The sequence below is a fragment of the Falsiroseomonas oleicola genome, from assembly GCF_019029495.1.
GTDB classification, from domain to species: Bacteria; Pseudomonadota; Alphaproteobacteria; order Acetobacterales; family Acetobacteraceae; genus Falsiroseomonas; species Falsiroseomonas oleicola.
Window position 1 is genome coordinate 712,763 of sequence record NZ_JAERQM010000002.1, and the last position, 25,613, is coordinate 738,375.

Below are 25,613 nucleotides of genomic sequence, written 5' to 3' on the forward strand. Positions count from 1 at the left end.
ACCCTGGATGAAGCCGCCCAAACCCCCCAATATCGCTGCGGCTGCGACTACCGAGGCGCCTACCGCCTGCCATCGGGAGAGTGAAATTCGGCGGCCTACCTCCACAGGCTTCCCATCCCAGTAGAGCCGTCCATCGTCGTCCAGGCCCAGCCAACTCGTCTCGTCATTGGTCATCATGCGGACGCCAGGAGGCCACTTCGAAGTATCGGGCCGGGTGCCAAGGATGACCTTCCTAGGCATGCTGATACGCACCGTGGCGTGTGGCGCCGGCCGCCACCGCCTCCGCCAGTAACCGAAAGGACTCCTGCCGCGCTTTAGGGTCGTGGCAGGGGGTGAGGACGGCGACTTCCTCCACCCCATGCGCTTCCGCCAGCGCGGCCAGGCGCGTCGCCACCTGTTCGGGGGCGCCGACCAAAGCGCGGGCGCGCATTCGCTCGATCTTTGCGGAGTCCTCCGGCGTCAGCGGATAGGCCTCCGCCTCCTCCAGGCTTGGCAGAGGCGGGTAGATTCCGCGGTCGCGGGACAGGCGCCAGATGGCGCGGGACCGGAAATGCCGGAACGCCTCGGCCTCCGTCGCCGCGGTCAGGGCGAAGACGGCGACCACGCCCTGCGGCTTCGCCAGCCGGCCCGGCACGCCGGGATGCGGCCGGAAACCCTCGCGATACAGGGCCATCGCTTCCTCGCTCCCGCGGCCATCGGTGATGAAGTGGGCAAAACAATAGGGCAGGCCGAAATAGGCGGCGAGCTGGGCGCCGAAATCGGAACTGCCGAGAATCCAGACCTCCGGCCGCGTCGGGATCGCCGGATTGGCGGCAACCATGCGGAAGGGGTGGCTTTCCGGCAGCCCGTCGCCGAGCCAGCCCATCAGGTCCTGCACCTGCTGCGGGAATCGGTCCCCGGCCTGGGCCGCATCCGGGTTAAGCGCATAGGCGGTGCGGCCGTCCGAGCCCGGGGCGCGGCCGACGCCGAGGTCGATGCGGCCTGGCGCGATTGCCTCCAGCACCCGGAACTGCTCGGCCACCTTCAGCGCGGCATAATGCGGCAGCATGACGCCGGCGGTGCCGATGCGGATGCGCTGGGTGGTGGCGGCGATGGCGGCCACCAGGATTTCGGGCGCAGTGCCGGCGTGGGAGGCGCTGTTGTGATGCTCCGCCAGCCAGTAGCGGCGATAGCCCCATTGGTCCGCCAGCTTCGCGAGCGCCAGCGTCTCCCGGATCGCGTCATCGGCACCGCGGCCGGAGGCGATGGTCGATTGGTCGAGAATGGACAGCGCAAGCGGCATCGGGGACCCTCCAGCCTGTAACCTGGGGCCTGTGTCCCGCCGCGTCGAGGTGGCCGATGACCGATGAGGATTTCATGCGCCACGCCATCGCTTTGTCCCGCCGCGGCATGGCGGGCGGCGCGGGCGGGCCTTTCGGGGCGGTGGTGGTGCTGGAGGGCCAGGTGGTGGCGGAGGGCTGGAACCAGGTGACCTCGACCCTCGACCCGACGGCCCATGCCGAGATCGTCGCCATCCGTCGCGCCTGCACGACGCTCGGCCGCTTCGACCTGCGCGGCGCCACGGTGTTCACCAGCTGCGAGCCCTGCCCGATGTGCCTGGCCGCGCTGTACTGGGCACGCTGCGACCGCGTGGTCTATGCGAATGACCGCCAGCAGGCGGCGGCGATCGGCTTCGACGACGAGTTTCTGTACCAGGAAGTGCCCAAGCCGATCGCGGCGCGGAGCCTGCCGATGCAGCGGCTGCTGGGGGCGGAAGCGCTGACGGTGTTTGAGGAATGGGCGGGGAAGGCGGATCGGGTGGCGTATTGAGGGGGTGATGGACGCTCCACGAACATTTCCATACCGTATCCTGCCGTTGATCCGATTGAAGATGGCGAGTTGAAATGAATGTCTATGCAGGCGTGAAGCGGATGTACCGCGACATGACGGGTGCGAGCGCGCGCGAGGCACGGGATTGGCTGCTGATGCGCGAGTCGCGGATCAAGGCGCTGGAGGAGCTGATCTATCTGCGCGAGATGGCGATCCAGAACGAGCAGGCGTCGAGCCGCAAGATCCAGAGCGATTACGAGATCAGGCTCAAATATCGCGAGGACACGGTGCTGGAACGCGAGGCGCGCATCAGCGACCTCGAGGAGAACGTCATTGCGCTGGAGGAGCTGATCAATCTGCGCGAGATGGCCATCCAGAACGAGCAGGCGACGACACGGAAGATCCAGAGCGATTACGAGATCAGGCTCAAATACCGCGAGGACACTGTCTTGGAACGCGAGGCCCGCATCAGCGACCTCGAGGAGAACGTCATTGCGCTGGAGCGGAAGGCGCGAGAATTCTGCGCCGGAATGCCGCAGGTCGAGGTGGATTTCGGCCGGTTCTCAAGGGCATCGCCGCAGGACCGGGCATTGATGGCCTGGCAGGCCGCCGATGGCTGGTGCACCCGGGAAAAGGCGCTCTGGCTCGCGCATCTCGTGGAAAGCCGGCACGTCACGCGGGCGCTGGAAATCGGGGTGCATGGCGGCAAGTCGCTATTGCCGATCGCGGCGGTGATTTCGGCCTGGGACGGGGTAACGTTCGGCGTCGAGCCCTGGTCGCCCGATATCGCGGTCGCCGAGCCGACCACCGGGGCCAATGACGATTACTGGCGCAATCTCGACTACAATCTGGTCAAGTCCCGCTTCCACGTCGCCGGCCTGAAGCTGGGCCTGACGCGGCATATCCGCATGTTGGAGATTTCCTCCGACCAGGCCCGCCTCGCCTTGGCCGATCAGCGCTTCGATCTCATCCATCTCGACGGATCGCACGCGCCCGATCAGGCGCTGCGCGACATCATCGGCTGGTCTGCCCTGCTGAGCGAGTCGGGCGTCCTGGTGGTGGACGATATCGACTGGCCGACATTGGCGGAGGGGCGCGCCTATCTGGCCCGGCATTTCCTGGCTCTGGACGAGTTCCGCGAGGCGGGCGGCGCTTCCTATGGCGCCTACCTGCTTCGCGACAAACCCGCCTGATGTCAGTGCGCCCGTGACAGGCGTCGCATGACCGCCAGGTACATGCTGTCCAGCAAGGCCAGCAGCGGGTCGCGGGAGAGCAGGGACTGCGGGGCGGGGGCGGCGGGGCGGTGGTTCGGCATCTGTCGTTTCCTCCTGGGGCAACGACGGAAGCTTGCGCTTCGAAACATTCCAAAAAACTAAACTGAACGCGATTTCATGAGACTTGTCGCGGAGTGCGAACCTACCCCGCCACGCGCCCGAACACCGCCGTCAGCACCGCATACAGCGCCCCACCCACCAGGAAGCCCACCAGCGTCCCGTTCATCCGCACATATTGCAGGTCCTTGCCGACCCGCAGCTCGATCTTCTCCGTCACCGTCGCCGTGTCCCAGTTCCGCACCACCCCGGCGATGAACTCCGAAAGCTGGTTTCGTGCGCGCGGCAGCAGGGCGATCAGGGCGCGTTCGGCGCCCTTGTTCAGGCGGTCGCGCGCCGCCGGGTCCTCGGCCAGCATGGTGCCGAGATTGCCGAGCGCGGATTGCAGCGCCTGCACCGTGCGGCCGTTCGGATTGGTGGCGTCCGCCTCCAGCGCCCCTCGCAGCCGGCCCCAGATGTCGGACAGCCAGGCGGCGACGGCAGGGTGGGACAGCGCCTCCCGCAGCGCGCGGCCCACGGCAGCGGCACGCTCGGGGTCGGTTTCCAGGCGCTTGATCTCGGCGCGGATCCAGGTCTCGAAGGCCGCGCGCAGGTCGGAATCGCCGGGCTGCACCCGGTCCAGCTCGGCATTCAGGGCGGAGAGCACGCGCCGCGCGATGCCGGCGCCGGCGATCCAGCCGACCAGCGCGCCACCTTCCGCCCGCACCCGCGCGGAAATGGCGGCCTGGAGCTGGTCCTCCTTCGCCGCCAGGATCGCCTTGAGCTGGCCGATGGCGAGGTCGAAGACCTCCTGGTGCCGGCCGCCCTCGATCAGCGCGGTCAGCGCCCGGGCCAGCACGCGCGCGGCGCCCGGGCCGCCGGCGATGCGCGGCAGCAGGCGGGCGAGCAGGCGGCGGGCGCGGCCATCCTCCAGGCTGGCCAGGATGCGCGGCAGGGCCTTGGCCAGGGCGCCGGCGGCGGGCTGCACCGCGGCGGGGTCGGAGAAGAAATCCCCCAGCACCCGCGCCAGGTCCACCTTGGACAGAACCCGGGCGACCTCGGCTTCGGTGAAGACGTGGTTCGCCACGAAGCGGCCGAGGCCCGCGCCCAGCCTTTCCTTCTGCATCGGGATGATGGCGGTGTGCGGGATCGGCAGGCCGAGCGGGTGGCGGAACAGCGCGGTCACGGCGAACCAGTCGGCGATGCCGCCGACCACCCCGGCCTTGGCGGCGGCCTGCAGCAGGTCCGTGCCATAGCCCGGCGGCAGGGCGTAGCTGCCCAGCAGCAGCCCGCCCATGCCGGCGAGCAGCCCGGTGGCGGCGGCGCGATGCCGGCGCAGCGCCAGGCGCAGCGGAGCCTCCGGATCGGGGGTGGGGAGGGGAGCGGGGGGCGGGGGGCTGTCCTGCATCGCCTGCGCAGGTAGTCCGCCCGGTGGCCTTTGCCCAGGACCCCTGCCGATGTTATAAGGTAACCATGTCAATCCAGCCCCTCCGCCTGTCCCTTGCCGACCCGCTCGCCCTGTCCGGCGGCGTGGGCGCGCGGCTGGTGCTGGCCGGGGCCGTGCTGGCGGCGCTTTGGGCGGCCGTGGCCTGGGCGATGTCGGCGTGATGCCGCGTGGTCCGGCGGTCGATCTGGCCAACCTCACCGCCACGCATCAGCGGCATCCGGCGGTGCATCACGTCTCCGCGCATTTCGCCGCCGGGTCGCTGGCGGCCATCGTCGGGCCGAATGGCGCCGGCAAGACCACCCTGCTGCGCAGCATTGCCGGGCTGCACCGGGTGGATGAGGGGCGCGTCACCCTTTCGGGCCATAAGCCGCGCGTGGCGCTGCTGCCGCAGCAATCCGGCATGGACCGCGCCTTTCCGATCCTCTGCCTCGATGTGGTGCTTCAGGGCCTCTGGTCCCGCCTCGGCGCCTTTCGCGGCGCCAGCGCGGCGGACCGGGACCGGGCGCAGCATGCGCTGGAGGCGGTGGGCCTCGGCGGCTTCGCGCGGCGCCCGGTCGGTGCCATGTCCGCCGGCCAGTTCCAGCGCCTGCTCTTCGCGCGCCTGCTGGTGCAGGATGCCGACCTGATCCTGCTGGACGAGCCCTTCAACGCCGTCGATGCGCGCACCGCCGCCGATCTTCTGGCCGTGCTGCGCCGCTGGCATGGCGAGGGCCGCACGGTTCTGGCCGTGCTGCACGACCTGGACCTGGTCGAGCGCGAATTCCCCGACTGCCTGCTGCTGGCGCGGGAGGCGATTGCCTGCGGCCCGACGGCCGAGGTGCTCTCCGCCCAGAACCGCCTGCGCGCCCGGATGATGGCCGAGGCCTGGGACGAATCCGCCCCCGCCTGCGCGGCCTAGGACCTATGGACTTCCTGTTCGGGCCGTTCCTGGAATTCGGCTTCATGCGCCGCGCCCTGGTGGGCTGCCTGGCGCTGGCCGTGGCGGCGCCTTTGCTCGGCGTGTTCCTGATGTTGCGGCGGACCTCGCTGACGGCGGAGGTGCTGGCGCATGGCGTCACCCCTGGCATCGCCGCGGGTTTCCTCATCGCGGGGCTTTCGGTGCCGGCCATGTCGATCGGCGGGTTGATCGCGGGGCTGCTGGTGGCCGTCGGTGCCGGAGCGCTGTCCCGTGCGACGGGGGGGCGGGAGGATGCGGCGCTGACGGCGCTGTACCTGATCGCCCTCGCGCTGGGCGTCACCCTGGTGTCGCTGCGCGGCGATACCTCCGACCTGACGCATCTTCTGTTCGGCCAGGTGCTCGGCGTGGATGACCCGGCGCTGCTGATGATGGCCGGCGTCGCCACCCTGACCCTGCCGGTGCTGGCGCTCGCCTGGCGGCCGCTGGCGCTGGAATGCTTCGACCCGGGATTTGCCCAGGCGGAGGGTGTGCGCGGCGGGCTGTGGCACGCGCTGTTCCTGGTGCTGGTGGTGCTGAATGTGCTGGCCGCCTTCCAGGCCATGGGCACGTTGATGGCCGTCGGGCTGATGATGCTGCCGGCCGTGGCGTCGCGCCATTGGGCGCGGGAATTGTCAGGCATGGCCTATGCGGCGGTCGCGATCGCGGTGCTGTCGGCGACCTTCGGCCTGCTGGCCAGCTACCACCTGGACCTGCCCTCCGGCCCGGCCATCGTGCTGATGGCGGGGGTGCTCTGGGCCGTCTCGGTCATCGCCGGGCCGGTGGATGGGCTGGTGGCGCGCTGGGTGCGCCGGCCGCATCTGGCGGGGTAGCCGTGGCGGCCTTGAGGCCGCTTTATCAAAGCTCCCCCATGGACCGCAGGGTGTCCGACAGGTCCTGGCTCCCGGTCAGACGCTGGATCTCATCCCGCACCTGCTGCATCTGGTCCGTGGCATCATTGTGGGTGCGCGGATGCGCGTCGTCCGGATTCAGGTGGTAATAGTGGTCGACAGCATGCTGCCTGGCGTTCTCTTTCCACCAGACGCCGCCCGCCACGGTCGCGGCCTCCGCCTCCGTCAATGGGCGCGGAGCGGATAGGGATTTTTCGGACATGTCGCTTCTCCTGAGACAGCGGGCTCAGGATGCGACGTGATGGTTAAGACTTTGTCTTCTTTGCGGGCAGCCGGCCCAGCACCCGCGGCACCACCACGCAGGGCCGCATCGCTTCAGATCCGCCGGACCTCGAAGAAGGTCTTGGCATTCCGCGTGAAGCCCGCCTTTTCGTAGAAGCGCAGCGTCGATTCCTGATGGGACCCGGTGGCCAGGCTCACCTTGTAGCAATTCGCCGCCCAGGCGGCCTCCAGCGCGGCCGCCAGCACCGCCTGGCCAAGACCTTCGCAGCGATGCGCCGCGTGGGTCACCACATTCTCGATCACCGCATAAGGCCTTGCGCCGACCGTGAGGTTCGGGACGCGGATCAGGATGCAGGAGGCGACGATGTCGCCATACCGCTCCGCCACGATGACGGTGACGAGGGGGGAGGCGGCCAGCATCTCGCCCCAGGCGGCTTCCGCCCGCGCGGGGTCCGGCGCCGGGTCGCCCGGATTCAGGTGGGGATAGAGCGCCAGCAGCCCGGGCAGGTCCCCCGGCATCGCGCTTCGGATCACGGTCATCGCTATTTCTTCGTCAGCCGGTCCAGTACGCCCAGCGCCACCGCGCCGGCCACGAACATCCCATGGATCGCCAGCCCCCACATCACGGAACGGTCGTCGTAACTGGTCACCTCCATGAAGATCTGGAGAAGGTGGATGGAGGAGATGGCGATCAGCGCGGAGGCCAGTTTGATCTTCAGATTGCCGGGGTCGATGTTGGCCACCCAACTGACCCCCTCCGCATCCTCATGCTTGCCCAGCCGCGACACCAGGCTGTCATAGGAGGAGATCATCACCGTCACGACCAGGGAGGCGACCAGCGCCGCATCCAGCAGGTGCAGCAGTTCCAGCAACTGGCGGTTGTCCGATCCCGTCAGCGCATTGCCGGCGAACTTCCACAACTTGGCGAGGAAGCCCACCGCATAGATGGCCAGTGCCACGCCGAGGCCCAGGAAGAACACCACCAGCACATGCCGGCTGGCGAGCACGACTTTGTCGATCAGCACCTGCATGGCACCCTCCGGGGACGGCCAGGATGTGCCCTGTGCCGCGTCATTTTGGAAGGGAAAGACAACAGAATGATCCGGCGAATTGCGGAGGAGCAGCGCCTGTCGGGCGCCGTGATGGGTGGCGGCATCATCTGGCTGGCCGGGCAGGTGGCCGATGATCCGACCCTGGATGCGGAGGGCCAGACCGCCGACATCCTGGCGCAGATCGACGCGCTGCTGGCCGAGGCCGGCACCGACAAGCGCGCCCTGCTCAGCGTCACCATCGTTCTGGCCGATATCCGCGACGCGCCGGCGATGAACCGCGCCTGGGACGCCTGGCTCGACCCCGCCGCCAAGCCGGCGCGGATGACCATCGAGGCGGCGCTGGTCGATCCGCGCTGGAAGGTGGAGATCACCGGGGTGGCGCTCGCGCCCGCGTGATAATGGGCGTGATCCCCCCTCGACCGCGGGCGGCGGGCCGGGCATTTTAGCGCACGGCCATGGCGCCGCCCGGGCTCGGCCCTGTGGCCGCCGCAATCCGCTGCCATAGATGGGCCGACCGAGGAGTCTTCATGAATATCCTGCTGACCGGCGGCCTTGGCTTCATCGGCTCCGCCGTCGTCCGCCGCCTGATCGCCACCACCGACCATCTGGTGGTGAATGTGGACAAGGAGACCTATGCCGCGAGCCATGAGGCGCTGGGCGCCGCGCGGGGCGATGCCCGCCATGTGCATGTGAAGGCGGATATCTGCGACCCGGCGGCGATGAGCGCCGTGCTTGCGCAGTGGCAGCCGGAGGTGGTGATGCACCTCGCGGCCGAGAGCCATGTCGACCGCAGCATCGACGGCCCGGCCGAGTTCATCCAGACCAATGTGGTGGGCACCCAGGTGCTGCTGGAGGCCGCGCGCGCCTACTGGTCCGCGCTCGACCCCGCCCGGAAGGCGGCCTTCCGTTTCCACCACATCAGCACCGACGAGGTCTTCGGTTCGCTGGAGACGCTTGAAGCAAAACCCTTCGACGAACACACGCCCTACGACCCGCGCAGCCCCTACAGCGCGTCGAAGGCGGCCTCCGACCATCTGGTCCGCGCCTGGCATCACACCTACGGCTTTCCGGCCTTCGTCTCGAACACGACGAACAACTACGGGCCGTGGCAATTCCCCGAGAAGCTGATCCCGCTGGTCTCGCTGAACGCGCTGGAGGGGCGGCCGCTGCCGGTCTATGGCGACGGCGCCAATATCCGCGACTGGATCCATGTGGAGGATCATGCGGAGGCGCTGTGCCTGGCGGCGCTGGGCGCCGGCAAGCCGGGCGGCACCTATTGCATCGGACCACGGCAGGAACGCAGCAACCTCGACGTCGTGCGCGCTATCTGCGCCGTGCTGGACCGGCTGCGGCCGGACCCGGCTGGGCCGCGCGAGCGTCTGATCACCTTCGTGAAGGACCGCCCCGGGCACGATTTTCGGTATGCCATGGACCCGTCGGGCGCGGAGAAGGTGTTGGGCTGGACAGCGAAGTACGATTTCGAACGCGGGCTGGAACACACGTTGCGCTGGTACCTCGACAACGAGGCCTGGTGGGGGCCGATCCGGGCCGCACGATATGCGGGGCAGCGGCTCGGCCAGACTGGGTAGGAGTTAAAGCCCTCTCCCCCATAAGCGGGGGAGAGGGCTTTTCAGAGATGCTCGACGGCTCAACGAAGGAACGCGACAAAATGGACGGGTGGCGCGGCAAGCGCGTTTTGGTGACGGGTGGGGCCGGCTTCCTCGGCAGCGGGCTGTGCCATGCCCTGGCCGCGGAAGGCGCCCGCGTGGTGGCGCTGGATGCGATGGAGCCGGAGGGCGGCGCCAATCCGCTGAACCTCGAAGGCAGCAACGTGATGCTGGTGCGGGGCGACATCCGCGATGCGGAGCTGCACAGCCTCTGCAACGGCATCGACGTGCTGTTCAACATGGCCGCCCAGACCAGCCATATGGGCGGGCAGCGCGACCCGGTTTCCGACATCGCCATCAACGCCGTGGCCCAGGTGCGGCTGATCGGCGTGATGCGGGAGGCGGCGCCGAAGGCCACCGTGGTGCATGCCTCCACCCGCCAGTTCTACGGCCGCCCGCAATACCTGCCGGTGGATGAGAAGCACACGGTGAACCCGCCGGACGCCAATGGCGTCTCCAAATGGGCCGGCGAGCAGTACTGGCTGCTGGAAAGCCGCGTCCACGGCCGCCCGGTGGTCTCCCTCCGCCTGACCAACTGCTACGGCCCCCGGCTGCGCATCAAGGACGCCAAGCAGACCTTTCTGGGGATCTGGATCCGGAAGGTCCTGGAGAACGAGCCCTTCGAGGTCTGGGGCGGGGAGCAGTTGCGCGACCTGACCTATCTGGACGACGTCACCGACGCCTTTCTCCGAGCTGGCCTGCAGGCCGCGCGGCCCGAGGTGAACGGCAAGGTCTTCAACATCGGCGGGCCGCCCCCACTGTCCCTGCACGAACTGGCCGAACGCCTGATCGCGGCGAATGGCGGTCAGGGCAGCTTCGTCACGAAGACCTTCCCGGCCGATCGGGCGCAGATCGACATCGGCAGCTACGCCGCCGACGATCGCGCCTTCCGCGCCGCCACCGGCTGGTGGCCGCGCGTCGATGTCGATGACGGGCTGCGCCGTTCGCTCGAATGGTACCGCCCGCGCCTTGCCGAATATGTCGCCTGAACAGGAGGCACGCCCATGAACGCCACCACCATCACCGTGCCGCAGGCCGATCCCGGCGCCGGCTACCGTGCCCATAAGGACGAGATCGACGCGGCGGTGCTGCGCGCGCTCAACTCCGGCTGGTACATCCTCGGCCAGGAAGGCGCGGCCTTCGAGAAGGAATTCGCCGCCTGGCAGGGCGCACAGCGCGCCGTCGGCTGCGCCAACGGCACCGACGCGCTGATGCTGACGCTCCGCGGCATGGGCATCGGCGCCGGCTGCACCGTCGTCACCGTCTCCCACACCGCGGTCGCCACCGTGGCCGCGATCGAGATGACGGGCGCCACACCGCTGCTGGTCGATATCGACCCGGATACCTTCACCATGGATCCGGACGAACTCGTCGCCGTCCTCAACGACCCGCCGCCCGGCCTGCCGCCGATCCGCGCCATCATCCCCGTCCACCTCTACGGCCAGTCCTGCGACCTGGACCCCATGCTGGCCGCCTGCCGCGAACACGGCGTGATGGTGATCGAGGATTGCTCCCAGGCCCACGGCGCGACGCTGGGTGGCCGCAAGGTCGGCACCATGGGCGACGCCGCCTGCTTCTCCCTTTATCCCACCAAGAACCTCGGCGCGCTGGGCGATGGCGGCGTGATGTCCACCGATGATGCGGCGCTCGCCGACCGCATCGGCGCCATCCGCCAATATGGCTGGAAGGAGCGCTACATCAGCGACAGCATCGGCGTGAACAGCCGCCTCGACGAGGTCCAGGCCGCCATCCTGCGCACGCGCCTGCCCTACCTCGACGGCACCAACGCCCGCCGCGCCGAAATCGCCGCCGCCTACGACGCGGCGCTGGCCAACGGCCCCTACGCGCCGCCCGTTCGCCGCGCCGATGCCGGCCATGTCTACCATCAATACGTGCTGCGCGTGCCCAACCGCACCGCCCTGATGGCCCGCCTGCGCGCCGAAGGCGTGGCCACCGCCATCCACTACCCCGCCCCCGTCCACCTGCAACCCGCCTATCGCGGCCGCACCCCCATGGGCCCCGCCGGCTGCGCCGAAACCGCCCGCGCCGCCAGCGAAGTCATGAGCCTGCCCATGTTCCCCGAACTGACCGACACCCAGGTCGAGCACGTCTGCCAGGTGCTGCGAGGGTTGTGAGGGTGGTCCTTGCAGGGGGCAGCGCCCCCTGCAAGGACCACCCACACACCCTCGCAACGACCGGGCAAATACGTGCTGGCGTTCCGGGCCTTCGCAGGTGCAGCATGGGGTATGGATCAGACCGTTGAGGCGCTGGGCGCCGGGACCCGTTCTGCTGCCGTGCCGCCTGGGGCGGATGGGGTGGGTGACACCTTGGCTGAGTTGCTGCTGCGCCTGAGGGAGGCGCGGGAGGCGGCGGCGACGGATCCGTTCGGGGATCCGGTGTTGTTGATTGCCTTGGCGATCAGTCGGCGGCTGGATGATGGGCGGCTGGATGTGGCGGGCGTGGGCGCGCTGATCGCGCGGCTGGCGGATACCGCGGCGGCGGAACGGGCGCGGCGGATTGCCGCTTATGTGGGGGTGGAGCGCGGGGCGGCGACGCTGGATGCCCTGGCGGCGCGGCTGGTCCGCCCCGATCCGCATGACAGCCCGGTGCCTTTCGCGGCGTATCGGGAGGTGGTGGAGCGGCCGCGTTTCGCGGCGGTGTTCACCGCGCATCCCACCTTTTCCCTGCCGCCAGCAACGGGCGCGGCGGTGGCGGCAGCCGCCTCCGGCGCGGAGATGCCGCGCGGCCTGTCGCATCGCCCGGCGGCGCCGACGCTGACGGAGGAATTCGTGCAGGCGGTGGCGGCGATCCAGCGTGGGCGCGATGCGCTGGATGCGTTGAATGGCGCGCTGCTGCGGGCGGCACGGGGCATCTGGGGCGATCGCTGGCAGACCCTGTTGCCGGCGCCGATCCTGCTGGCCTCCTGGGTCGGCTATGACACGGATGGCCGCACCGATATCGGCTGGTGGGATACGATCGGGCTGCGGCTGACCATGAAGCGGCTGCAATTGCAGCGGATGGCGGCGCAACTCGCCCCGCTCGGCGATTGCGCCCAGGCGCTGTCGGCCAGGGTGGCGCAGGCCGAAGCGGCGGTGGCCCGGCAGTTGGAGGCGCTGCCCCATACGCCGGTGGCGGAGGCGGTGCAGGGCTTCGCGGAGGTGCTGATCGGCCAGCGCCAGGCGGCGATGACCAATCCGGCGGCGCTGCTCGGCCTGTTTCCCGCGGCGATGGCGGCGGCGCCGGATGAAGCGGCGCGGCTGGCGCTGGTGGTGATCCGCGCCGGGCTGGTCGGGCATGGGCTGGCGCTCGCGCATACCCATACCCGGCTGAATGCCAGCCAGATCCACAATGCGCTGCGCCAGCGCCTGGGGCTGACGGCCAGCCCGGACGACATGGCCAGCCGGCGCGGCCTGCTGGCGGCAATGAATGCGGCGCTGGCGGAGGTCACGCCGCAGCCGGTGGATTTCGGCGCGCTGATGGCGGAACAGGCCTCCGCCGTGCGGCTGATGATGACGGTGGCGCAGATCACCAAGCATGTGGATGCCTCCCAGCCCGTGCGCTTCCTGATCGCGGAGACGGAAAGCGGCTACACGCTGCTCGGGGCCTTGTGGCTCGCGAAACGCCTGGGGATCGAGCGGCATATCGAAATCTCTCCGCTGTTCGAGACGGCGGAGGCGCTGGAACGTGGCGACAAGGTGGTGGAGGAGGCGCTGCGCAGCCCCTTCTTCCGCGACTATCTGCGCGCCCATGGCCGGCTGTGCCTGCAGTTCGGCTATTCCGATTCCGGCCGCTATGTCGGGCAGTTGCCGGCCAGCTACCTGGCGGAGCGGCTGAAGCTGCGGCTGGGGGACCAGCTGCACCGGCACGGCCTGGGCGAGATCGAGCTGGTGCTGTTCGACACCCATGGCGAGAGCATCGGCCGGGGTGGGCATCCGGACAGCCTGGCGGACCGGCTCAATTACCTCTCCCCACCCCAGGCGCGGGCGGCCCTGGCGAAGGCCGGGTTGAAGCTGCGGGAGGAGAGCAGCTTCCAGGGTGGCGATGGCTATCTGCTGTTCGGCACGCCGGCGCTGGCGGCGGCGACCGTCGCCCGCATCGCGGAACATGCCTTTGTCGAGCCGGAAGGTGAGCCCGACCCGATCTATGCCGAGAGCGATTATGGCGCGGATTTCTTCGCCACGATCCGGCGGGAGATGCAGATCCTGGTGGAGGATCCGGGCTATGCGGCGCTGCTCGGCGCCTTCGGGCCGGGGCTGCTGGACCGCACAGGGTCACGCCCGGCGGCGCGGCAATCCGACATGGGCGGGCCGGCGCGCATCAGCCATCCGTCGCAGCTCCGCGCCATTCCGAACAACGCGATCCTGCACCAGATGGGCTGGCTGGCGAATACGCTGCACGGCATGGGCGCGGCGGTCGCCGCCAATCCCGACAGTTTCGCCGATATGCTGGCACGCAGCCCGCGCTTTGCACGTGCCGTGGCCATGGCGGCCAGGGCGGCGGCCTGTTCGGATCTCGGCGTGCTGCGGGCGGGGGTGGATACGCTCGACCCCGGCCCCTGGCTCGACCGTGCCGGCGCCACCAGGCGGCCGGGGCGGCGGGAGGAGCTGATGCATATCTCCGCCGCGCTGGAAAAGCTGGGCCTGTCCTCCGATGTGCGGCGGATGTTCCGGCGCTTGCAGGCGGATCACCTGGCGTTGCGCGCCAATTGGCCGGAGCTGCCGCGCATGCCGGACAGGCTGGTGCTGCTGCATGCGCTGCGGCTCGCCCTGATCCACCGCATCTGGCTTCTGGCCGTGCAGATCCCCGAATTCAGCCCGCGCCACGGCGCGACGCGAGAGGCGCTGATCCGCGGCATCCTGCAGCTGGATGTGGAACGCGCCCTGGCGCTGCTGGCGGAGGTCTTTCCGGCGCGCCCCGACCCTGCCAGCGGCCTCGATTTCCATGAGCCGGCGCCGGGGCGGGGTGGCGCGTCCTATGCCGCGGAACATGCCGCCTTGTTCACGCCGATGGCGGCGCTGTTCGCGCAGGTGCGCGAATGCTCGGCCGCCATTGTGCATGAGGTGGGCGCCTTCGGGTGAAGGCCGGCAGGCCGCAGAGGTCTGACATGCGGCCGGCGTCTTACGCCGGCCGAGCGGCCGAATGGCCGCCGCCGCTTATGCGGCGAGCCAAGGCCGCGGATGCGGCCGCCCGGCACTTGAGGGCACCAAAATAATCAGCCGTTCTCGACCTCGCCGCCGCCCTCGACCCAGTCCTTGAAGCCGCCGAGGTTGCGGACGTCGCTGTAGCCCATGTCCTTCAGCGTCTTGCCGGCCATCGCCGCGCGGCCGCCGGAGGCGCAGTAGACGATGATGGTTTTGGCGCGGTCGAAGGCCGCGTCATGCAGCGGGCTTTCGGGATCGGCGCGGAATTCCAGCAGGCCACGGGAGACGGCGAGCGCGCCCTTGGCCTTGCCGCTGGTCTTCACCTCCGCCGCATCCCGCACATCCAGCAGCACGGTTTGCGGATCGGCGGCCAGGGCCTGCGCCTCGGCGGCGCTGATGCGCGGCACGGCGGCATTGGCGGCGGCGAGCATGTCTTTCACGGTGGTCGGCATGGATCGTTCTCCCTTGGTCGCGGGGACGATAGGCCGGGCCGGGGGGATTCAGAAAGCCAGGCAGGTGCCGGTGGTTGTCACCATCACGCTCTCCTGTCCGAAACGGGCGCGATAGGCGGCGATGACGGGGGCGAGGCGGGCGGTGGCGGTGGCGGCCTCGGCGCCGGGCAAGGCGAGGACCAGCACCTTGCTGCGTTCCCGCGCCACCACGCCCGACCGGCCGCGCCATTGGCCGGCGCCGTCCAGCACGGTCAGGCCATCGGGAAAGGCGGGCGTCACCACCTCATCCATGAAGCGCGCCCAGGCGGCGTCATCCACCACTTCGGCACCGCCCGCGTTGCGGCCGAAATAGCCCTCCGCCAGCGTGGCGGCCTGCATGCCGGGCGGGCAGGGCGGGGTGGCGCAGGCGGCGAGGAGCAGGGGCAGGGCGAGAAGGCGCATGGCGGACAGGCTAACCTGAACGTGCCGCCACGCGCAGCAGGGTAAAGGCGCCCAGCACGCCCACAGCCGCGACGGCCAGCGCCGCCTCCGCCCCCAGGGCGAAGAGCAGGGGTGCGAAGAGGGCGGGTGCTAGGGCCATGGCGCCCGTCACCGGGGCCATCACCTGGCCGGCGACGGTGGCATAGCCCTCCGTCCCATGCAGCTCGATCAGGCAGGCTGGGCGCATGACGGACATGATGCCGGAGGCGAGACCATAGGTCAGCACGAAGACCGGCGCGGCGATCGTCACGCCCAGCGGCGCGACCAGCGGCAGGACCAAGGCGAAGGGAATCAGCAGCAAGGCGGCGGAGGCCATGGTCACGGCGCTGAAGCGCCCGCCGCCCACCACATCCAGCAGCCTTGCCGCCACCTGCGCCGGCCCGACCAGGGCCGCCCACCAGATGGCGCTGCCGCGCTCCATGCCCAGCGCCTCCACCAGCAGGACCATATTGGCCAGGATGGCGCTGCCCATCAGCGTCTGCATGGTGAAGGCCGCGGAAAGCCAGCGCAGCCGCGCCGGCAGGCGCCCGCCCGGCAGGCGCAGGGGGCGGGCGCCGCGTGGCGCGGCCGGCACGAAGAACAGATGCAGCGGCAACGCCAGCAGCAGATGCACCGCCGCCGAGGCCAGCACCGCGCCGCGCCACCCAAAACCCGCCTCCAGCGCTGCCAGCGCCGGCCAGGTGACGGCAGAGGAAAGCCCGCTCGCCAATGCCAGCAGGCCAAGGCGTTTACGCGCCCGTTCGGCGCCCAGCGTGGCGATGGCGGCATTGGCGGCCTCGGTCAGCGCCAGGGCAGCAGCCAGGCCCATCACCAGGCAGGCGATCAGCGCCTGGGCGCTGTTCTGCGCGCCGGCCAGCAGCACCAGCCCGGCGGCGAAGGCGAAGGAGCCGCAGACCATGGCCAGCCGCGCGCCATGCCGGTCGATCGCCCGCCCCACCATCGGCGCCAGGGCGCCGGCGAGCCCCAGCATGATGAGGATGCCGAGGAAGGCGCCGCCCGGCGCCAGGCCGAGGTCGCGCTCCATCGCCGGGCCCAGCACGCCCGGCAGGAAATAGGCGGTGCCCCAGCCGAGGATCTGGGTGACGCCCAGCGCCCCCAGCACCAGCCCTGGCCGCATGTCAGGCCGTGGTCGCGAGCAGCACCACGCCGGCGGAGATCAGCCCGATCGCCGCGATCTTGGCCATGCCCAGGCTCTCCCCGAACATGCCCCAGCCGATCAGGGCGATGACCACATAGCTCGCCGCCGTGCAGGGCAGGGCGACGGACATCGGGATCTTGCGCAGGGCGATGATGTAGAGCAGCGCCGCGCCGCCATAGCAGCCCAGCCCGACAATGGTCTGCCAGCGGAACAGTTGGTCGATGAAGCCGGCCTCCGCCGCGACGGAGCCCGAGGCGCCGGCCTTCAGCAGGATCTGCCCGATGAGGGAGGTGGTGATGGCCGCGGCGAGCGTCGTCCAGGCGGCGATCATGCGCCCTTGCCTTCGCTGCGAACCACATCCCGCACCACGCCCTGCGGCTTGCCATTGGCCGAGAGGAAGGCGCGGCCGACATACTCGCCCAGCACGCCCAGGATCAGGAACTGCACGCCGGCGACCAGCAGCGTGACCGTCATCATCGAGGCCCAGCCGGAAGGCGTCTCCCCGCTCAGCCCCTCGAACAGCACGATGGCCGCGGCGATCAGGCCGAAGATGCCCATCACCGCACCGGCCAGGATGGCCAGCCGCAACGGCAGGACGGAAAAATTGGTGGCGAGGTTCATCCACAGCAGCACCAGCCGCTTCAGCGTGTAGTTCGACCGTCCCTCGGCGCGCGGCAGGTGCATCACCTCGATGCTGTCGAGGCGCTGGGTCACCTGCATCAGCAGCCCGTCCACATAGGGGTAGGGACCGCTGTATTTCGCGACCTCCCGCACCGCCATGGCGCTCATGCAGCGGAAGGAGGACAAATAGAGGCCCTTCGGCTTGTCCAGCAGCATGTCCGCCACGCCATTGGCGAAGCGGCTGCCGAGGTTGCGCCAGCCGTCATGTTCCTTCTTGGCATAGCGGGTATAGACCACGTCCCAGCCGCCGAGCCGGGCATGGTCGTACAGCTTCACCACCTCCTCCGGCGGGTTCTGAAGGTCGTCATCCATGGTGATGACATAGGCGCCGCGGGCCTGGCGCAGGCCGGACATGACCGCGTTGTGCTCGCCGAAGTTGCGGGCGTGCTCGATATAGACCAGTGGCACGGTGGCGCGGGCGGCGAGCGCCCGGCAGACCTCGCCGGAATTGTCCGGGCTGCCGTCATTCACCAGGATGATCTCGATGCCGCCGGCCGGGCGCAGCGCGGACAGCGCCTCGACCAGCGCGCCCACCGTGGCGGCGCCGCGATAGACCGGGACGACGATGGAAAGGCCGACAGGCGTGCCCTCGGCCTGCGGCAGGCCGGAGGACAGTCCCGCGGCAGCGCCGGCGCCGAAAGTGCCGGTGGGGCGGGCATCCGCCGATCCGGCGGCTTTGGCCATGATCTCAGTCACGTCGCGTTCTCCGGTCAGGGCCGCGTGCCGATGACGAGGACGGAACCGCCGCCGGGCATGGAAATGCCCGCGCGGCCGATGCGTCGCTCGATCTCGGAGACGGTGTGCAGGGTGGTGTCGATCCAGGGGGGGAAGTGGGTCACGTCGCTGGGCGCGCCGGGGCGTGCCTGCAACACCTTGCGTTGCAGCGCCATCAGCGGCAGCAGCAGGCCGTTCCAGTAGCGGGTGGTGATGGCAGTGAAGCCGCCGGCTTCCAGCAAAGCGCGGGCGGTGCGGGCGGTGTAGCGGCGGGCGGTGTGCACCCGCGCATCATGCGCGCTGCGCAGCCATTCATAGGCCGGCAGGTTCAGCACCACGGTGCCGCCGGGGCGCAGCACCCGGTGCAACTCCGCCATGCCGCGCGCCGGGTCCACGCCGGCATGGCAGATGACGTCGATGCTGACGGCGGCGCCGAAGCTGGCATCGGCGAAGGGCAGGGCATTGGCATCGCCGGCCGCGACCGGGCTGCCGCTTTTCTGCGCGGCGCGGCGGGCGGCATCGGCGACATATTCCAGCCCCACCGCGGGCCGGGCCGGCTGGTCCTGGACCAGCTTGGCCAGGAAGCCGCCGGTGCCACAGCCGGCATCCAGCACCGGCCCCGGGGCGCCGGGCCGTTCGCGCAAGGCGTCGAGGATGCGGGCATGGGCGGCGCGATACCACCACATGCCGTCCTCGGCCGCGTCCATCAGGTCGTATTCTGCGGGTTCCACCACGCCCTTGTGACGCCGCACCGGGGCAACCGCAAGGCACCGGCAAGGCGGATCGGGGGCAGGCGCTGCGCCGCCGCCCGGTGCCACGGCACTTTAGCGAAGGCGGCCCGCCATGCGGGCCGAGCGGCCGAACGGCCGCCGCCGCTTATGCGGCGTACTTTACGAAACACAGCATCCGCCCAGCGGATGCCGCAATGCGGTTGCACCCTGTGGCAAGGCGGCCGAGGATGTGGCCAGCCGAGAGCCAGTCATGACCCCGAAGCATCCGTCCCCGCCGGCCCGCCCGATCGCCGAAGCCTTGCCGCATCTGCCGGCCCGGGTGGCGCCCGAGACCCGCCTGCGGCTGTTGCGTGCCGTGGCCCTGCTGCCCGCGCTGGCCTTCCTGCTGATGGCGCTGACGCCGCCGCTGAATCACGACGTCGCGGCGATCCTGAACTTCGCCGAGCGCTGGGTGGCGGGCGAATCGCTTTTCCGCGACCTGATCGACGTCAACCCTCCGCTGATCTTCGTGCTGACCGCCATCCCGGCGCTGATCAGCCGCTTCACCCCGCTGGATATCGTCACCGCCTGGCTGCTCTGCGTGCTGTGCCTCTGCGCCCTGTCCTGGTGGATGTGCCTGCGGCTGCGGCAGAGGGCGGAGGAAGGGCCGGTGGAGCGGGCGGTGCTGGATGCGCTGATCCCGCTGGTGCTGGTGATGGTCGCCTATGATGTCGGCCAGCGGGAGCATCTGATGGCGCTGTTCGCGCTGCCCTATGCGCTGCTGGCGGCGCGCCGGGCGCAGGGCCTGGCGACACCGCGCGGGCTGGCGCTGGGCGTCACTGTCGCCGCCGCGCTCGGCTTCGCGCTGAAGCCGCATTTCCTGGCGATCCCGGCGCTGGTGGAGGTGCTGGTGCTGGCCCATCGCGGCCCGGCGGCGGCGCTGCGCGACCGGCTGCCCTGGCTGATGGCCGGCATCTGGCTGCTGTACCTGGCCAGCCTGCCGCTGGTCTTCCCCGATTATCTCGGCTTCGTCGTGCCGCTGGTGATGGATTTCTACCTCGGCAATGGCGGCATCGGGCTGTGGGACGTGCTGTTCACCGACCGGATGGGGGCTGCCACCCTGGCGCTGCTGGCGGCCATGGCATTGCTGCTCTGGCCCGGCGCCGGGGTGCCGGCGCGGATGCTGGCGGCGGCGGGGGTCGGCGGGATGCTCTCCGCCTGGGTGCAGCACAAGGGCTGGTCCTATCATGTGGTGCCGATGGCCATGGCCACCGCGCTGCTGGCCGGCTGGGTGATCGCCCGCTGGTTCGACCGCGCCTTGGCGCCGGGCCGGGCCATGGCGGCGGCGCCGATGCTGGCGATCGGCATGGTGGTGGCCCTGGCGGCCGTGCATATCCGCGGCGAGAGCCCCTGGCGGCAGATCTGGTACGGGGTGCTGGCGGAGGGCCAGCTTTCCGCCACGCTGAAGCGGGAGGTCGCCGGGGAACGCCTGCTGGTGCTCTCGCCGGACATCTACCCGGTCTATCCGGCGCTGAACTACGCCCGCGCACGGTCCACCCTGCGGACCATGAACCTCTGGCTGCTGATCGGCGCCTATCCGGACTGTCCGGAGGGTGCGCCGCGCTATCGTGAACCCTGGGAGATGTCGCGCCCCGAATTTTTGGTCTACCGCACGGTGGCGGAGGATTTCGCGCGTGCCCCGCCGGGTGCGGTTCTGGTGGCGAAGAACTCCGGCATTCCCCGTTGCGGGGCGGAGGATTTCGACCCGATCGCCTATTTCTCCCGCCACCCGGCCTTTGCCGAGACCTGGCGCCACTACACACGGGTGGTCCACATGAACACCTACCTTCTCTATCTGCGCGAGGATTGATGTCGCATCAGGATTACGTCGGCCGCAGCGAGACCCGCGAGGACCGGCTCGACCCGAGACTGCTGCGCGGCATGGCCGCGACGCTGGGCCTGCCGATTCCCGCCGAGCTGCCGCCGCTGTGGCACTGGATGTTCTTCCAGGACTGGGTGATGCCGGAGGGGATCGGCCCGGATGGCCATCCGAAGCGGGGCGGCTTCCTGCCGCCCGTGCACGATCTGCCGCGCCGCATGTGGGCCGGCGGGCGGCTGCGCTTCCACCCGGTGGCATTGCACGCCGATGACATCGTCACCCGCACCAGCACCATCCTGAAGGTGGAGGAGAAGTCGGGCGGATCGGGCCGGCTGGTCTTCGTCACCGTGGGCCACCTGCTGCACGGCCCGGCCGGGCTGGCGGTGGAGGAGGAGCAGGACATCGTCTATCGCGGGGCGGAGGGCGCGGCGGTGAAGCCCGCCGCGGCCGCGGCGGCCTGGCCGGAGGCCAGCAGCATGGCGGTGATGCCGGACCCGGTGATGCTGTTCCGCTACTCCGCTTTGACCGGCAACGGCCACCGCATCCATTACGACCACCCCTATGTGACCGGGGAGGAGGGCTATCCCGGCCTCGTGGTCCATGGCCCCTTGCAGGCGACGCTGATGGCGCAGCACGCGCTGGCGCAGTCGCCCGGCAAGCGCCTGCACAGCTTCGCCTTCCGCGGCCGCCGCCCGGCCTTCGACAGCCGGGCGCTGACCGTGCTGGGCCGGGTGGAGGGCGATCAGATGCGCCTGGAAACCCGCGACGACGGCGGCGCCACCTGCATGCAGGCCGAGGCCGAACTGGCCGATACCCTTGCCTGAACGACAAACGGGCACGGCGGCAGCGCGCCCGCTGCTGCCGCTGACCCAGAACACGCTGCGCGGCATCGCCATCATCGTTGCCGGCTATACCGTTATCTCCGCCGCCGATGCCGCCGTGAAATGGGCGCTGCCGGAGGTGGGGGTGGCGGTCGCCATGATCTGGCGCGGCGCCTTCGGCATGCTGGCCATCGCCCTGCTGGTGCGCGGCCGCGGGCTGATGCCCGTACGCCGCCCGCTGCTGGCGCTGCGTTCGCTGCTGCATTGCGTGGTGACGGTGGCCTTCTACCTGGCCTGGTTCAACGCCTTCCCGCTCGGTGCTTCCTACGCCGTGAATGCCGCCGCGCCGCTCATCATGACGCTGCTGGCGATTCCGCTGCTGGGGGAGAAGGTGGGCTGGCGGCGCTGGACCAGCACCTGCGTCGGCTTCGTCGGCGTCATGGTCATCCTGCAGCCCGGCGGCGAGCTGTGGCGGTGGGAGGCGCTGATGCTGCTGGCCGGCGCGGCGACGCTCGGCCTGACGCGGATCTGGACCCGGGTGCTGGCTTCCACCGACACGCCGCAGACTATCGCCTTCTGGCTGCTGGCGGCGCATGTGCCGGTGGGTTTGCTTCTGTTGCCGGTGTTCCCGCCGCTCGGCCCGCTGCTGCCGCGCTGGGATATCGTGATCTGCCTGGCCTTCCTCGGCATGGCGAACGGCTTCGCGCATCTGCTGTTCTCGCGTGCCTTCGCCATCGCGCCGGTCTCGGCCCTCGCCCCCTATGAATACACCACGCTGCTCTGGGGCGGGGTGCTGGGCTTCCTGATCTGGGCCGAGGTGCCGGCCTGGAATACGGTGGCGGGCGCCGTCATCGTCATCGCCGCCGGCCTGTACAATCTGCACCGGGAGCAGGTGCGCCGGCGCGAGGACCGCGCCGCGGCGCTGAGGGAGCCTCGCTGATGGCCTTGCGGCATGATCCCAGGCGCGGCGTGATCTTCATGCTGGCCGCCTGCGCCCTGTTCGCGGCGATGAGCGTGCTGGTGAAGGAGCTGTCGGACCGCGTCCATTTCCTGGAGCAGATGTTCTTTCGCGGTGCCTTCGCCCTGCCGGTGGTGATGCTGATCGTGCTGCGCCGCGTCGGGCTGCGCGGCGACATTGCTGGCACGCTGCGCACCAGGCGTTTTCCCGGCCATGTGCTGCGGGCGCTGACCGGCACCGCGGCGCAGGCCTGTTCCTTCTATGCGCTGGCGCATCTGCCGCTGGCCGAGCACACGGCGCTGACCAATACCACGCCGCTTTTCGTCACCCTGCTGTCGATCCCGCTGCTGGGGGAGAAGGTGGGCATCCATCGCGGCGGCGCGGTGCTGGTGGGCTTCCTGGGCATCGTCATCATCGCGCTCGGCCAGGGCGCCTTCACCGGGGATTTTGGCGGCGCGGCGCGCTGGGGGATGATCGCGGCGCTGGCGCATGGCATGTTCTCGGCTGGCACCACCATGCTGGTGCGGACGCTGTCCTCCACCGAATCCTCCGGCACCATCGTGCTGTGGCAGTCCCTGCTGATGACCTTCTTCAGCCTGTTCTGGCTGCCCTTCGTCTGGGTGACGCCGGGTCCGATGGACCTGCTGATGCTGATCGCCATCGGCCTGATCGGCGGCGCCGCGCAGACCCTGCTGACGGAGGCCTGGGCCAGTGCGCAGGTGTCCTTCCTCGCGCCCTATTCCTATTCGGCGCTGCTCTGGGCGGTGCTGTTCGGCTGGGTCGCCTTCGGCGATGTGCCGGGGGTCTCGACACTGGCCGGTGCCTTGGCGATCGTGCTGGCCAGCCTCTACATCATGCATCGCGAGATCATGCTGCGCGGAAGGAAGAAGTCATGAGCATCCCCTTCCTGCGGGACGACCCGCTGCCGCCGGGCGTGGTGGCGGAGGTGGCGCCGGGCGTGCGGCGCATCCTGTGCGGCAATCCCGGACCCTTCACCTGGCGCGGGACCAATACCTGGCTGATCGGGCAGGGGCGGGTGGCGGTGCTGGATCCCGGGCCGGTGGATGCGGCGCATCTCGCCGCCATCCGGCGCGCGACGGAAGGCGAGACCATCACGCACATCCTGGTCAGCCACACCCATCGCGACCATTCGCCGGGGGTGGCCGCGCTGCAGGCGGCCACCGGTGCGCCGAGCTACGGCTTCGGCCCGCACCTCACGCCGCCCGACCAGGGCGGGGAGGGCGGCGACCATTCCTTCACCCCCGATGTGACGCTGGCCGATGGCGCGGTGCTGGAGGGGGATGAGTTTCGCCTGACCGCGATCCACACGCCGGGCCATTGCGCCAACCACCTGTGCTTCGCGCGGGAGGACGGCGTGCTGTTCAGCGCCGACCATGTGATGAGCTGGTCGACCACCGTGGTCAGCCCGCCGGATGGCGACATGGCCGCCTACATGACCTCCCTGGGAAAACTGGCGGCGCGCGAGGCCCGCCTCTACCTGCCCGGCCACGGCCCGCCCTTGCCCGACCCCGCGCCCTTCGTCGCCGCGCTGGCGACGCATCGCCGGGAGCGGGAGGCGATGGTCCTGGACGCCCTGCGCATCGCCGGTCGCGCCAGCGCGCTGGAACTGGTGCCGGCGGTCTATGGTCCGGTGCTGGACATGAAGCTGGTGCCCGCCGCGGCGCGCAGCCTGCTGGCGCATCTGCTGAAACTGGTGGCGGAGGGCGCGGCGCGGCAGGATGGGAACTGCTTCGAGCCGCGCTGACCTCGGAGGGGGGCCTGCGCCTTACCCGTCGCTCAGCCGGTTGTCCTGCCCGCGGAAGACGATCCGCGGCCGCTCCGCCCGCTTCGCCGCCGGCACCTCCAGCCATTCCGAGAACTCGGTCAGGATCTTGGCGGTGATATCCGCCAGCTTCGCCGCGCGAGCCTCGCTCAGCGGATACCAGGCCAGCCCCTCCAACTCTCCCGACCCGCTGATCTCGCCGCGCACCGCCTCGGCGGGGGCGATCAGGAAGCGGGCGTTGAAGCGCATGCTGCGCGTGGTCGGCGTCACGGCGCGGCAGAGGTAGTCGAGCGGGGCGAGGTCGGCCAGCAGCCGCGTGCCGCGAAGCTCGCCCAGAAGCAGCCCCGTCTCCTCATACAATTCACGCACGGCGGCGACGCCCAAGGCGCGCGCCAGCGACGGCTTGGCCCGGTGTGCCAGCAGCCCGAGGGTCTCCGGCTTCATCTCCGAAAGCGTCTTCACGCCGTGGTCGCCGCGATCCACCCGGCCGCCCGGGAAGACCAGGATGCTCGGCATGAACTTGTGCTTGGCGTGGCGCATGCCCATCAGGATCTCGGGCTCGCCGGAGCCCCCCTTGGTCCCGGGCCGCCAGACGATCAGGCTGGCCGCATGGCGCGGCACCACCGCGCGCTTGCGCGGCGCCGGGATCAGGTCGCCGGCGCCGCCGGGGTTGTCGGCGGTCGCGTCAGCCAAGGTTGATGCCCCTCGTCGCCAGCCAGGCGCGGAAATTCGCGCGTTCCGGCACGGACAACTGCCGCGCCGCATTCTCGGACCATGTGCAGCCTTCCGGCTTCGGCCCATGCACATCCGGATAGCGCGGCTTGCCCGGCGGGCGCAGCGCGTCATAGCCGGGCAGGGCGGCGGCAAGGCCACTGTCGTCATAGACCTCCCGATGCACCACCACGGAGGGAGGCAGGCGGGGGGAGGTCTCGTTGCGCGCCGCGGGGAAGCCGAGCGTCAGGCCGGCCAGGGGAAACACCCCCTCTGGCAGGCCGAACAGGTGCCGCACCAGATCCAGGTTGTTGCGCACATAGGAGATCGGGCAGGTGCCGAGCCCCAGGGCCTCCGCCGCCAGGATGCCAAAGCCCATGGCGAGCGCGGCGTCGGCGCTGGCATTCAGGAAGGTGTCGATGCTGTCATTGGCATGGTCGCGGCCATGGGCCGCGCAGATTTCGCGCCCGCGCCGGATGTCGCCGCAGAACAGCAGCAGCACCGGCGCGTCCTTGATCCAGGGCATGGTGCCGATGGCATCCGCCACCTGCGCAATCTTGGCCGTATCCCGCGTCACCAGGATGGAATATTGCTGCAGGTCGGATTTCGCGGGCGCGGATTGCGCGCCGGCCAGCACCAGATCCAGCAGCGCATCCGGCAGCGGGTCCGGCCGGTAGCGGCGGGTGACCCGCCGGTCCAGCAGCATGGCCAGGCCGGCGGGGATTTCGGCGGGCGGGGTGAAGGGCAGGGCGCCGTAGCGCGCGCGGATCAGGTTTTCGGCGTCCATGTCCTA

General features: G+C 70.1%; 28 protein-coding genes. 15 read left to right on the top strand and 13 right to left on the bottom strand.

The genetic code is table 11. The features are described 5' to 3' along the window. Positions 1-232 precede the first annotated feature (232 nt). Complete coding sequence (locus JJQ90_RS10210; protein WP_216874928.1) at positions 233-1,282, bottom strand: LLM class flavin-dependent oxidoreductase; 1,050 nt, start codon at positions 1,280-1,282, stop codon at positions 233-235. 56 nt (positions 1,283-1,338) lie between these two features. On the opposite strand from JJQ90_RS10210, the gene JJQ90_RS10215 reads away from it, so the two are divergent. Beyond that, complete coding sequence (locus JJQ90_RS10215; RefSeq protein WP_216874930.1) at positions 1,339-1,809, top strand: nucleoside deaminase; 471 nt, start codon at positions 1,339-1,341, stop codon at positions 1,807-1,809. 74 nt (positions 1,810-1,883) lie between these two features. Continuing rightward, positions 1,884-3,002: a class I SAM-dependent methyltransferase gene (locus JJQ90_RS10220; protein ID WP_216874931.1), complete on the top strand. Its 1,119-nt coding sequence runs from the start codon at positions 1,884-1,886 to the stop codon at positions 3,000-3,002. Between the two features lie 223 nt (positions 3,003-3,225). Here JJQ90_RS10220 and JJQ90_RS10225 read toward each other — a convergent pair whose 3' ends face one another. Beyond that, positions 3,226-4,527 (bottom strand): DUF445 domain-containing protein, encoded by a 1,302-nt coding sequence (locus JJQ90_RS10225; RefSeq protein WP_216874932.1) that lies wholly within the window; start codon positions 4,525-4,527, stop codon positions 3,226-3,228. A 65-nt stretch (positions 4,528-4,592) separates the two neighbouring features. Here JJQ90_RS10225 and JJQ90_RS27275 point away from each other — a divergent pair, with 65 nt between their 5' ends. From JJQ90_RS27275 to JJQ90_RS10235, 3 genes are read left to right on the top strand one after another with little or no spacing between them, the layout of a single operon-like run. Beyond that, a complete protein-coding gene (locus JJQ90_RS27275; protein ID WP_268958611.1) occupies positions 4,593-4,727 on the top strand; it encodes a hypothetical protein in 135 nt (44 codons plus the stop codon). Then, positions 4,727-5,464: a metal ABC transporter ATP-binding protein gene (locus tag JJQ90_RS10230; protein WP_216874933.1), complete on the top strand. Its 738-nt coding sequence runs from the start codon at positions 4,727-4,729 to the stop codon at positions 5,462-5,464. The genes JJQ90_RS27275 and JJQ90_RS10230 overlap by 1 nt, the downstream gene beginning before the upstream one ends. 5 nt (positions 5,465-5,469) lie before the next feature. Then, positions 5,470-6,333: a metal ABC transporter permease gene (locus tag JJQ90_RS10235; RefSeq protein WP_216874934.1), complete on the top strand. Its 864-nt coding sequence runs from the start codon at positions 5,470-5,472 to the stop codon at positions 6,331-6,333. Between the two features lie 25 nt (positions 6,334-6,358). Here the strand turns inward: JJQ90_RS10235 and JJQ90_RS10240 are convergent, their stop codons facing one another. The 3 genes from JJQ90_RS10240 to JJQ90_RS10250 all read right to left on the bottom strand — a co-directional run bounded on the left by JJQ90_RS10240 (position 6,359) and on the right by JJQ90_RS10250 (position 7,664). Beyond that, on the bottom strand, positions 6,359-6,613 hold the full coding sequence (locus tag JJQ90_RS10240) for a hypothetical protein (RefSeq protein WP_216874935.1): 255 nt from the start codon (positions 6,611-6,613) through the stop codon (positions 6,359-6,361). A 113-nt stretch (positions 6,614-6,726) separates the two neighbouring features. Next, positions 6,727-7,173: a GNAT family N-acetyltransferase gene (locus JJQ90_RS10245; RefSeq protein ID WP_230410518.1), complete on the bottom strand. Its 447-nt coding sequence runs from the start codon at positions 7,171-7,173 to the stop codon at positions 6,727-6,729. A gap of 2 nt (positions 7,174-7,175) precedes the next feature. Continuing rightward, positions 7,176-7,664 (bottom strand): YqhA family protein, encoded by a 489-nt coding sequence (locus tag JJQ90_RS10250; protein WP_216874936.1) that lies wholly within the window; start codon positions 7,662-7,664, stop codon positions 7,176-7,178. Between the two features lie 66 nt (positions 7,665-7,730). Between JJQ90_RS10250 and JJQ90_RS10255 the strand changes: the two genes are divergently transcribed. From JJQ90_RS10255 to JJQ90_RS10275, 5 genes are all read left to right on the top strand, one after another. After that, positions 7,731-8,081, top strand: a complete 351-nt coding sequence (locus JJQ90_RS10255; protein WP_216874938.1) for a RidA family protein — start codon at positions 7,731-7,733, stop codon at positions 8,079-8,081. Positions 8,082-8,212: 131 nt separating this feature from the next. Continuing rightward, the gene (gene rfbB, locus JJQ90_RS10260; protein WP_216874940.1) at positions 8,213-9,274 is read left to right on the top strand and encodes a dTDP-glucose 4,6-dehydratase; all 1,062 of its coding nucleotides are present in this window, start codon (positions 8,213-8,215) and stop codon (positions 9,272-9,274) included. A gap of 80 nt (positions 9,275-9,354) precedes the next feature. Further along, positions 9,355-10,341 (top strand): NAD-dependent epimerase/dehydratase family protein, encoded by a 987-nt coding sequence (locus tag JJQ90_RS10265; protein WP_216874942.1) that lies wholly within the window; start codon positions 9,355-9,357, stop codon positions 10,339-10,341. A gap of 15 nt (positions 10,342-10,356) precedes the next feature. Beyond that, entirely contained in the window at positions 10,357-11,487 is a 1,131-nt protein-coding gene (locus JJQ90_RS10270; protein ID WP_216874944.1) for a DegT/DnrJ/EryC1/StrS family aminotransferase, read from the top strand. Between the two features lie 111 nt (positions 11,488-11,598). Further along, a complete protein-coding gene (locus JJQ90_RS10275) occupies positions 11,599-14,430 on the top strand; it encodes a phosphoenolpyruvate carboxylase (RefSeq protein ID WP_216874946.1) in 2,832 nt (943 codons plus the stop codon). Positions 14,431-14,564: 134 nt separating this feature from the next. On the opposite strand, the gene JJQ90_RS10280 is transcribed toward JJQ90_RS10275, so the two are convergent. Genes JJQ90_RS10280 through JJQ90_RS10305 form a run of 6 tightly spaced genes read right to left on the bottom strand, consistent with a single transcriptional unit; the run spans position 14,565 to position 18,710 of the window. Next, entirely contained in the window at positions 14,565-14,945 is a 381-nt protein-coding gene (locus JJQ90_RS10280) for a rhodanese-like domain-containing protein (protein WP_216874948.1), read from the bottom strand. Positions 14,946-14,993: 48 nt separating this feature from the next. Further along, the gene (locus tag JJQ90_RS10285) at positions 14,994-15,386 is read right to left on the bottom strand and encodes a DUF3574 domain-containing protein (RefSeq protein WP_216874950.1); all 393 of its coding nucleotides are present in this window, start codon (positions 15,384-15,386) and stop codon (positions 14,994-14,996) included. Between the two features lie 10 nt (positions 15,387-15,396). Beyond that, entirely contained in the window at positions 15,397-16,542 is a 1,146-nt protein-coding gene (locus tag JJQ90_RS10290) for an MFS transporter (protein WP_216874952.1), read from the bottom strand. Position 16,543: 1 nt separating this feature from the next. Then, entirely contained in the window at positions 16,544-16,894 is a 351-nt protein-coding gene (locus JJQ90_RS10295) for a DMT family transporter (RefSeq protein WP_216874954.1), read from the bottom strand. Beyond that, positions 16,891-17,940, bottom strand: coding sequence for a glycosyltransferase family 2 protein (locus JJQ90_RS10300; protein ID WP_329959420.1), 1,050 nt, complete (start codon positions 17,938-17,940; stop codon positions 16,891-16,893). Before JJQ90_RS10300 ends, JJQ90_RS10295 begins: the two co-directional genes overlap by 4 nt. A gap of 14 nt (positions 17,941-17,954) precedes the next feature. Then, a complete protein-coding gene (locus JJQ90_RS10305) occupies positions 17,955-18,710 on the bottom strand; it encodes a class I SAM-dependent methyltransferase (protein WP_329959421.1) in 756 nt (251 codons plus the stop codon). Positions 18,711-18,939: 229 nt separating this feature from the next. Between JJQ90_RS10305 and JJQ90_RS10310 the strand changes: the two genes are divergently transcribed. From JJQ90_RS10310 to JJQ90_RS10330, 5 genes are read left to right on the top strand one after another with little or no spacing between them, the layout of a single operon-like run. Further along, a complete protein-coding gene (locus JJQ90_RS10310; RefSeq protein ID WP_230410519.1) occupies positions 18,940-20,538 on the top strand; it encodes a hypothetical protein in 1,599 nt (532 codons plus the stop codon). Then, positions 20,538-21,371, top strand: a complete 834-nt coding sequence (locus tag JJQ90_RS10315; protein ID WP_216874956.1) for an FAS1-like dehydratase domain-containing protein — start codon at positions 20,538-20,540, stop codon at positions 21,369-21,371. Before JJQ90_RS10310 ends, JJQ90_RS10315 begins: the two co-directional genes overlap by 1 nt. Then, positions 21,364-22,308 carry a DMT family transporter gene (locus JJQ90_RS10320; protein WP_230410520.1) on the top strand — a complete coding sequence of 315 codons (945 nt, stop codon included), beginning with the start codon at positions 21,364-21,366 and terminating at the stop codon, positions 22,306-22,308. Before JJQ90_RS10315 ends, JJQ90_RS10320 begins: the two co-directional genes overlap by 8 nt. Then, the gene (locus tag JJQ90_RS10325) at positions 22,308-23,222 is read left to right on the top strand and encodes a DMT family transporter (protein WP_216874958.1); all 915 of its coding nucleotides are present in this window, start codon (positions 22,308-22,310) and stop codon (positions 23,220-23,222) included. The genes JJQ90_RS10320 and JJQ90_RS10325 overlap by 1 nt, the downstream gene beginning before the upstream one ends. Beyond that, a complete protein-coding gene (locus JJQ90_RS10330) occupies positions 23,219-24,091 on the top strand; it encodes an MBL fold metallo-hydrolase (RefSeq protein ID WP_216874960.1) in 873 nt (290 codons plus the stop codon). The genes JJQ90_RS10325 and JJQ90_RS10330 overlap by 4 nt, the downstream gene beginning before the upstream one ends. A 21-nt stretch (positions 24,092-24,112) precedes the next feature. On the opposite strand, the gene JJQ90_RS10335 is transcribed toward JJQ90_RS10330, so the two are convergent. Next, positions 24,113-24,802: an NUDIX hydrolase gene (locus JJQ90_RS10335; RefSeq protein WP_230410521.1), complete on the bottom strand. Its 690-nt coding sequence runs from the start codon at positions 24,800-24,802 to the stop codon at positions 24,113-24,115. Further along, complete coding sequence (locus JJQ90_RS10340) at positions 24,795-25,607, bottom strand: nitroreductase family protein (protein WP_216874964.1); 813 nt, start codon at positions 25,605-25,607, stop codon at positions 24,795-24,797. Before JJQ90_RS10340 ends, JJQ90_RS10335 begins: the two co-directional genes overlap by 8 nt. Between the last annotated feature and the right edge of the window lie 6 nt (positions 25,608-25,613).

Coding starts and splice junctions, on each gene's coding strand:
- JJQ90_RS10220 (WP_216874931.1), top strand. CDS start 1,884: ATGAATGTCTATGCAGGCGTGAAGCGGATGTACCGCGACATGACGGGT.
- JJQ90_RS27275 (WP_268958611.1), top strand. CDS start 4,593: ATGTCAATCCAGCCCCTCCGCCTGTCCCTTGCCGACCCGCTCGCCCTG.
- JJQ90_RS10325 (WP_216874958.1), top strand. CDS start 22,308: ATGGCCTTGCGGCATGATCCCAGGCGCGGCGTGATCTTCATGCTGGCC.
- JJQ90_RS10215 (WP_216874930.1), top strand. CDS start 1,339: ATGACCGATGAGGATTTCATGCGCCACGCCATCGCTTTGTCCCGCCGC.
- rfbB (WP_216874940.1), top strand. CDS start 8,213: ATGAATATCCTGCTGACCGGCGGCCTTGGCTTCATCGGCTCCGCCGTC.
- JJQ90_RS10240 (WP_216874935.1), bottom strand. CDS start 6,613: ATGTCCGAAAAATCCCTATCCGCTCCGCGCCCATTGACGGAGGCGGAG.
- JJQ90_RS10270 (WP_216874944.1), top strand. CDS start 10,357: ATGAACGCCACCACCATCACCGTGCCGCAGGCCGATCCCGGCGCCGGC.
- JJQ90_RS10315 (WP_216874956.1), top strand. CDS start 20,538: ATGTCGCATCAGGATTACGTCGGCCGCAGCGAGACCCGCGAGGACCGG.
- JJQ90_RS10285 (WP_216874950.1), bottom strand. CDS start 15,386: ATGCGCCTTCTCGCCCTGCCCCTGCTCCTCGCCGCCTGCGCCACCCCG.
- JJQ90_RS10340 (WP_216874964.1), bottom strand. CDS start 25,607: ATGGACGCCGAAAACCTGATCCGCGCGCGCTACGGCGCCCTGCCCTTC.
- JJQ90_RS10290 (WP_216874952.1), bottom strand. CDS start 16,542: ATGCGGCCAGGGCTGGTGCTGGGGGCGCTGGGCGTCACCCAGATCCTC.
- JJQ90_RS10245 (WP_230410518.1), bottom strand. CDS start 7,173: ATGACCGTGATCCGAAGCGCGATGCCGGGGGACCTGCCCGGGCTGCTG.
- JJQ90_RS10230 (WP_216874933.1), top strand. CDS start 4,727: ATGCCGCGTGGTCCGGCGGTCGATCTGGCCAACCTCACCGCCACGCAT.
- JJQ90_RS10255 (WP_216874938.1), top strand. CDS start 7,731: ATGATCCGGCGAATTGCGGAGGAGCAGCGCCTGTCGGGCGCCGTGATG.
- JJQ90_RS10225 (WP_216874932.1), bottom strand. CDS start 4,527: ATGCAGGACAGCCCCCCGCCCCCCGCTCCCCTCCCCACCCCCGATCCG.
- JJQ90_RS10280 (WP_216874948.1), bottom strand. CDS start 14,945: ATGCCGACCACCGTGAAAGACATGCTCGCCGCCGCCAATGCCGCCGTG.
- JJQ90_RS10265 (WP_216874942.1), top strand. CDS start 9,355: ATGGACGGGTGGCGCGGCAAGCGCGTTTTGGTGACGGGTGGGGCCGGC.
- JJQ90_RS10295 (WP_216874954.1), bottom strand. CDS start 16,894: ATGATCGCCGCCTGGACGACGCTCGCCGCGGCCATCACCACCTCCCTC.
- JJQ90_RS10330 (WP_216874960.1), top strand. CDS start 23,219: ATGAGCATCCCCTTCCTGCGGGACGACCCGCTGCCGCCGGGCGTGGTG.
- JJQ90_RS10310 (WP_230410519.1), top strand. CDS start 18,940: ATGACCCCGAAGCATCCGTCCCCGCCGGCCCGCCCGATCGCCGAAGCC.
- JJQ90_RS10275 (WP_216874946.1), top strand. CDS start 11,599: ATGGATCAGACCGTTGAGGCGCTGGGCGCCGGGACCCGTTCTGCTGCC.
- JJQ90_RS10210 (WP_216874928.1), bottom strand. CDS start 1,282: ATGCCGCTTGCGCTGTCCATTCTCGACCAATCGACCATCGCCTCCGGC.
- JJQ90_RS10250 (WP_216874936.1), bottom strand. CDS start 7,664: ATGCAGGTGCTGATCGACAAAGTCGTGCTCGCCAGCCGGCATGTGCTG.
- JJQ90_RS10235 (WP_216874934.1), top strand. CDS start 5,470: ATGGACTTCCTGTTCGGGCCGTTCCTGGAATTCGGCTTCATGCGCCGC.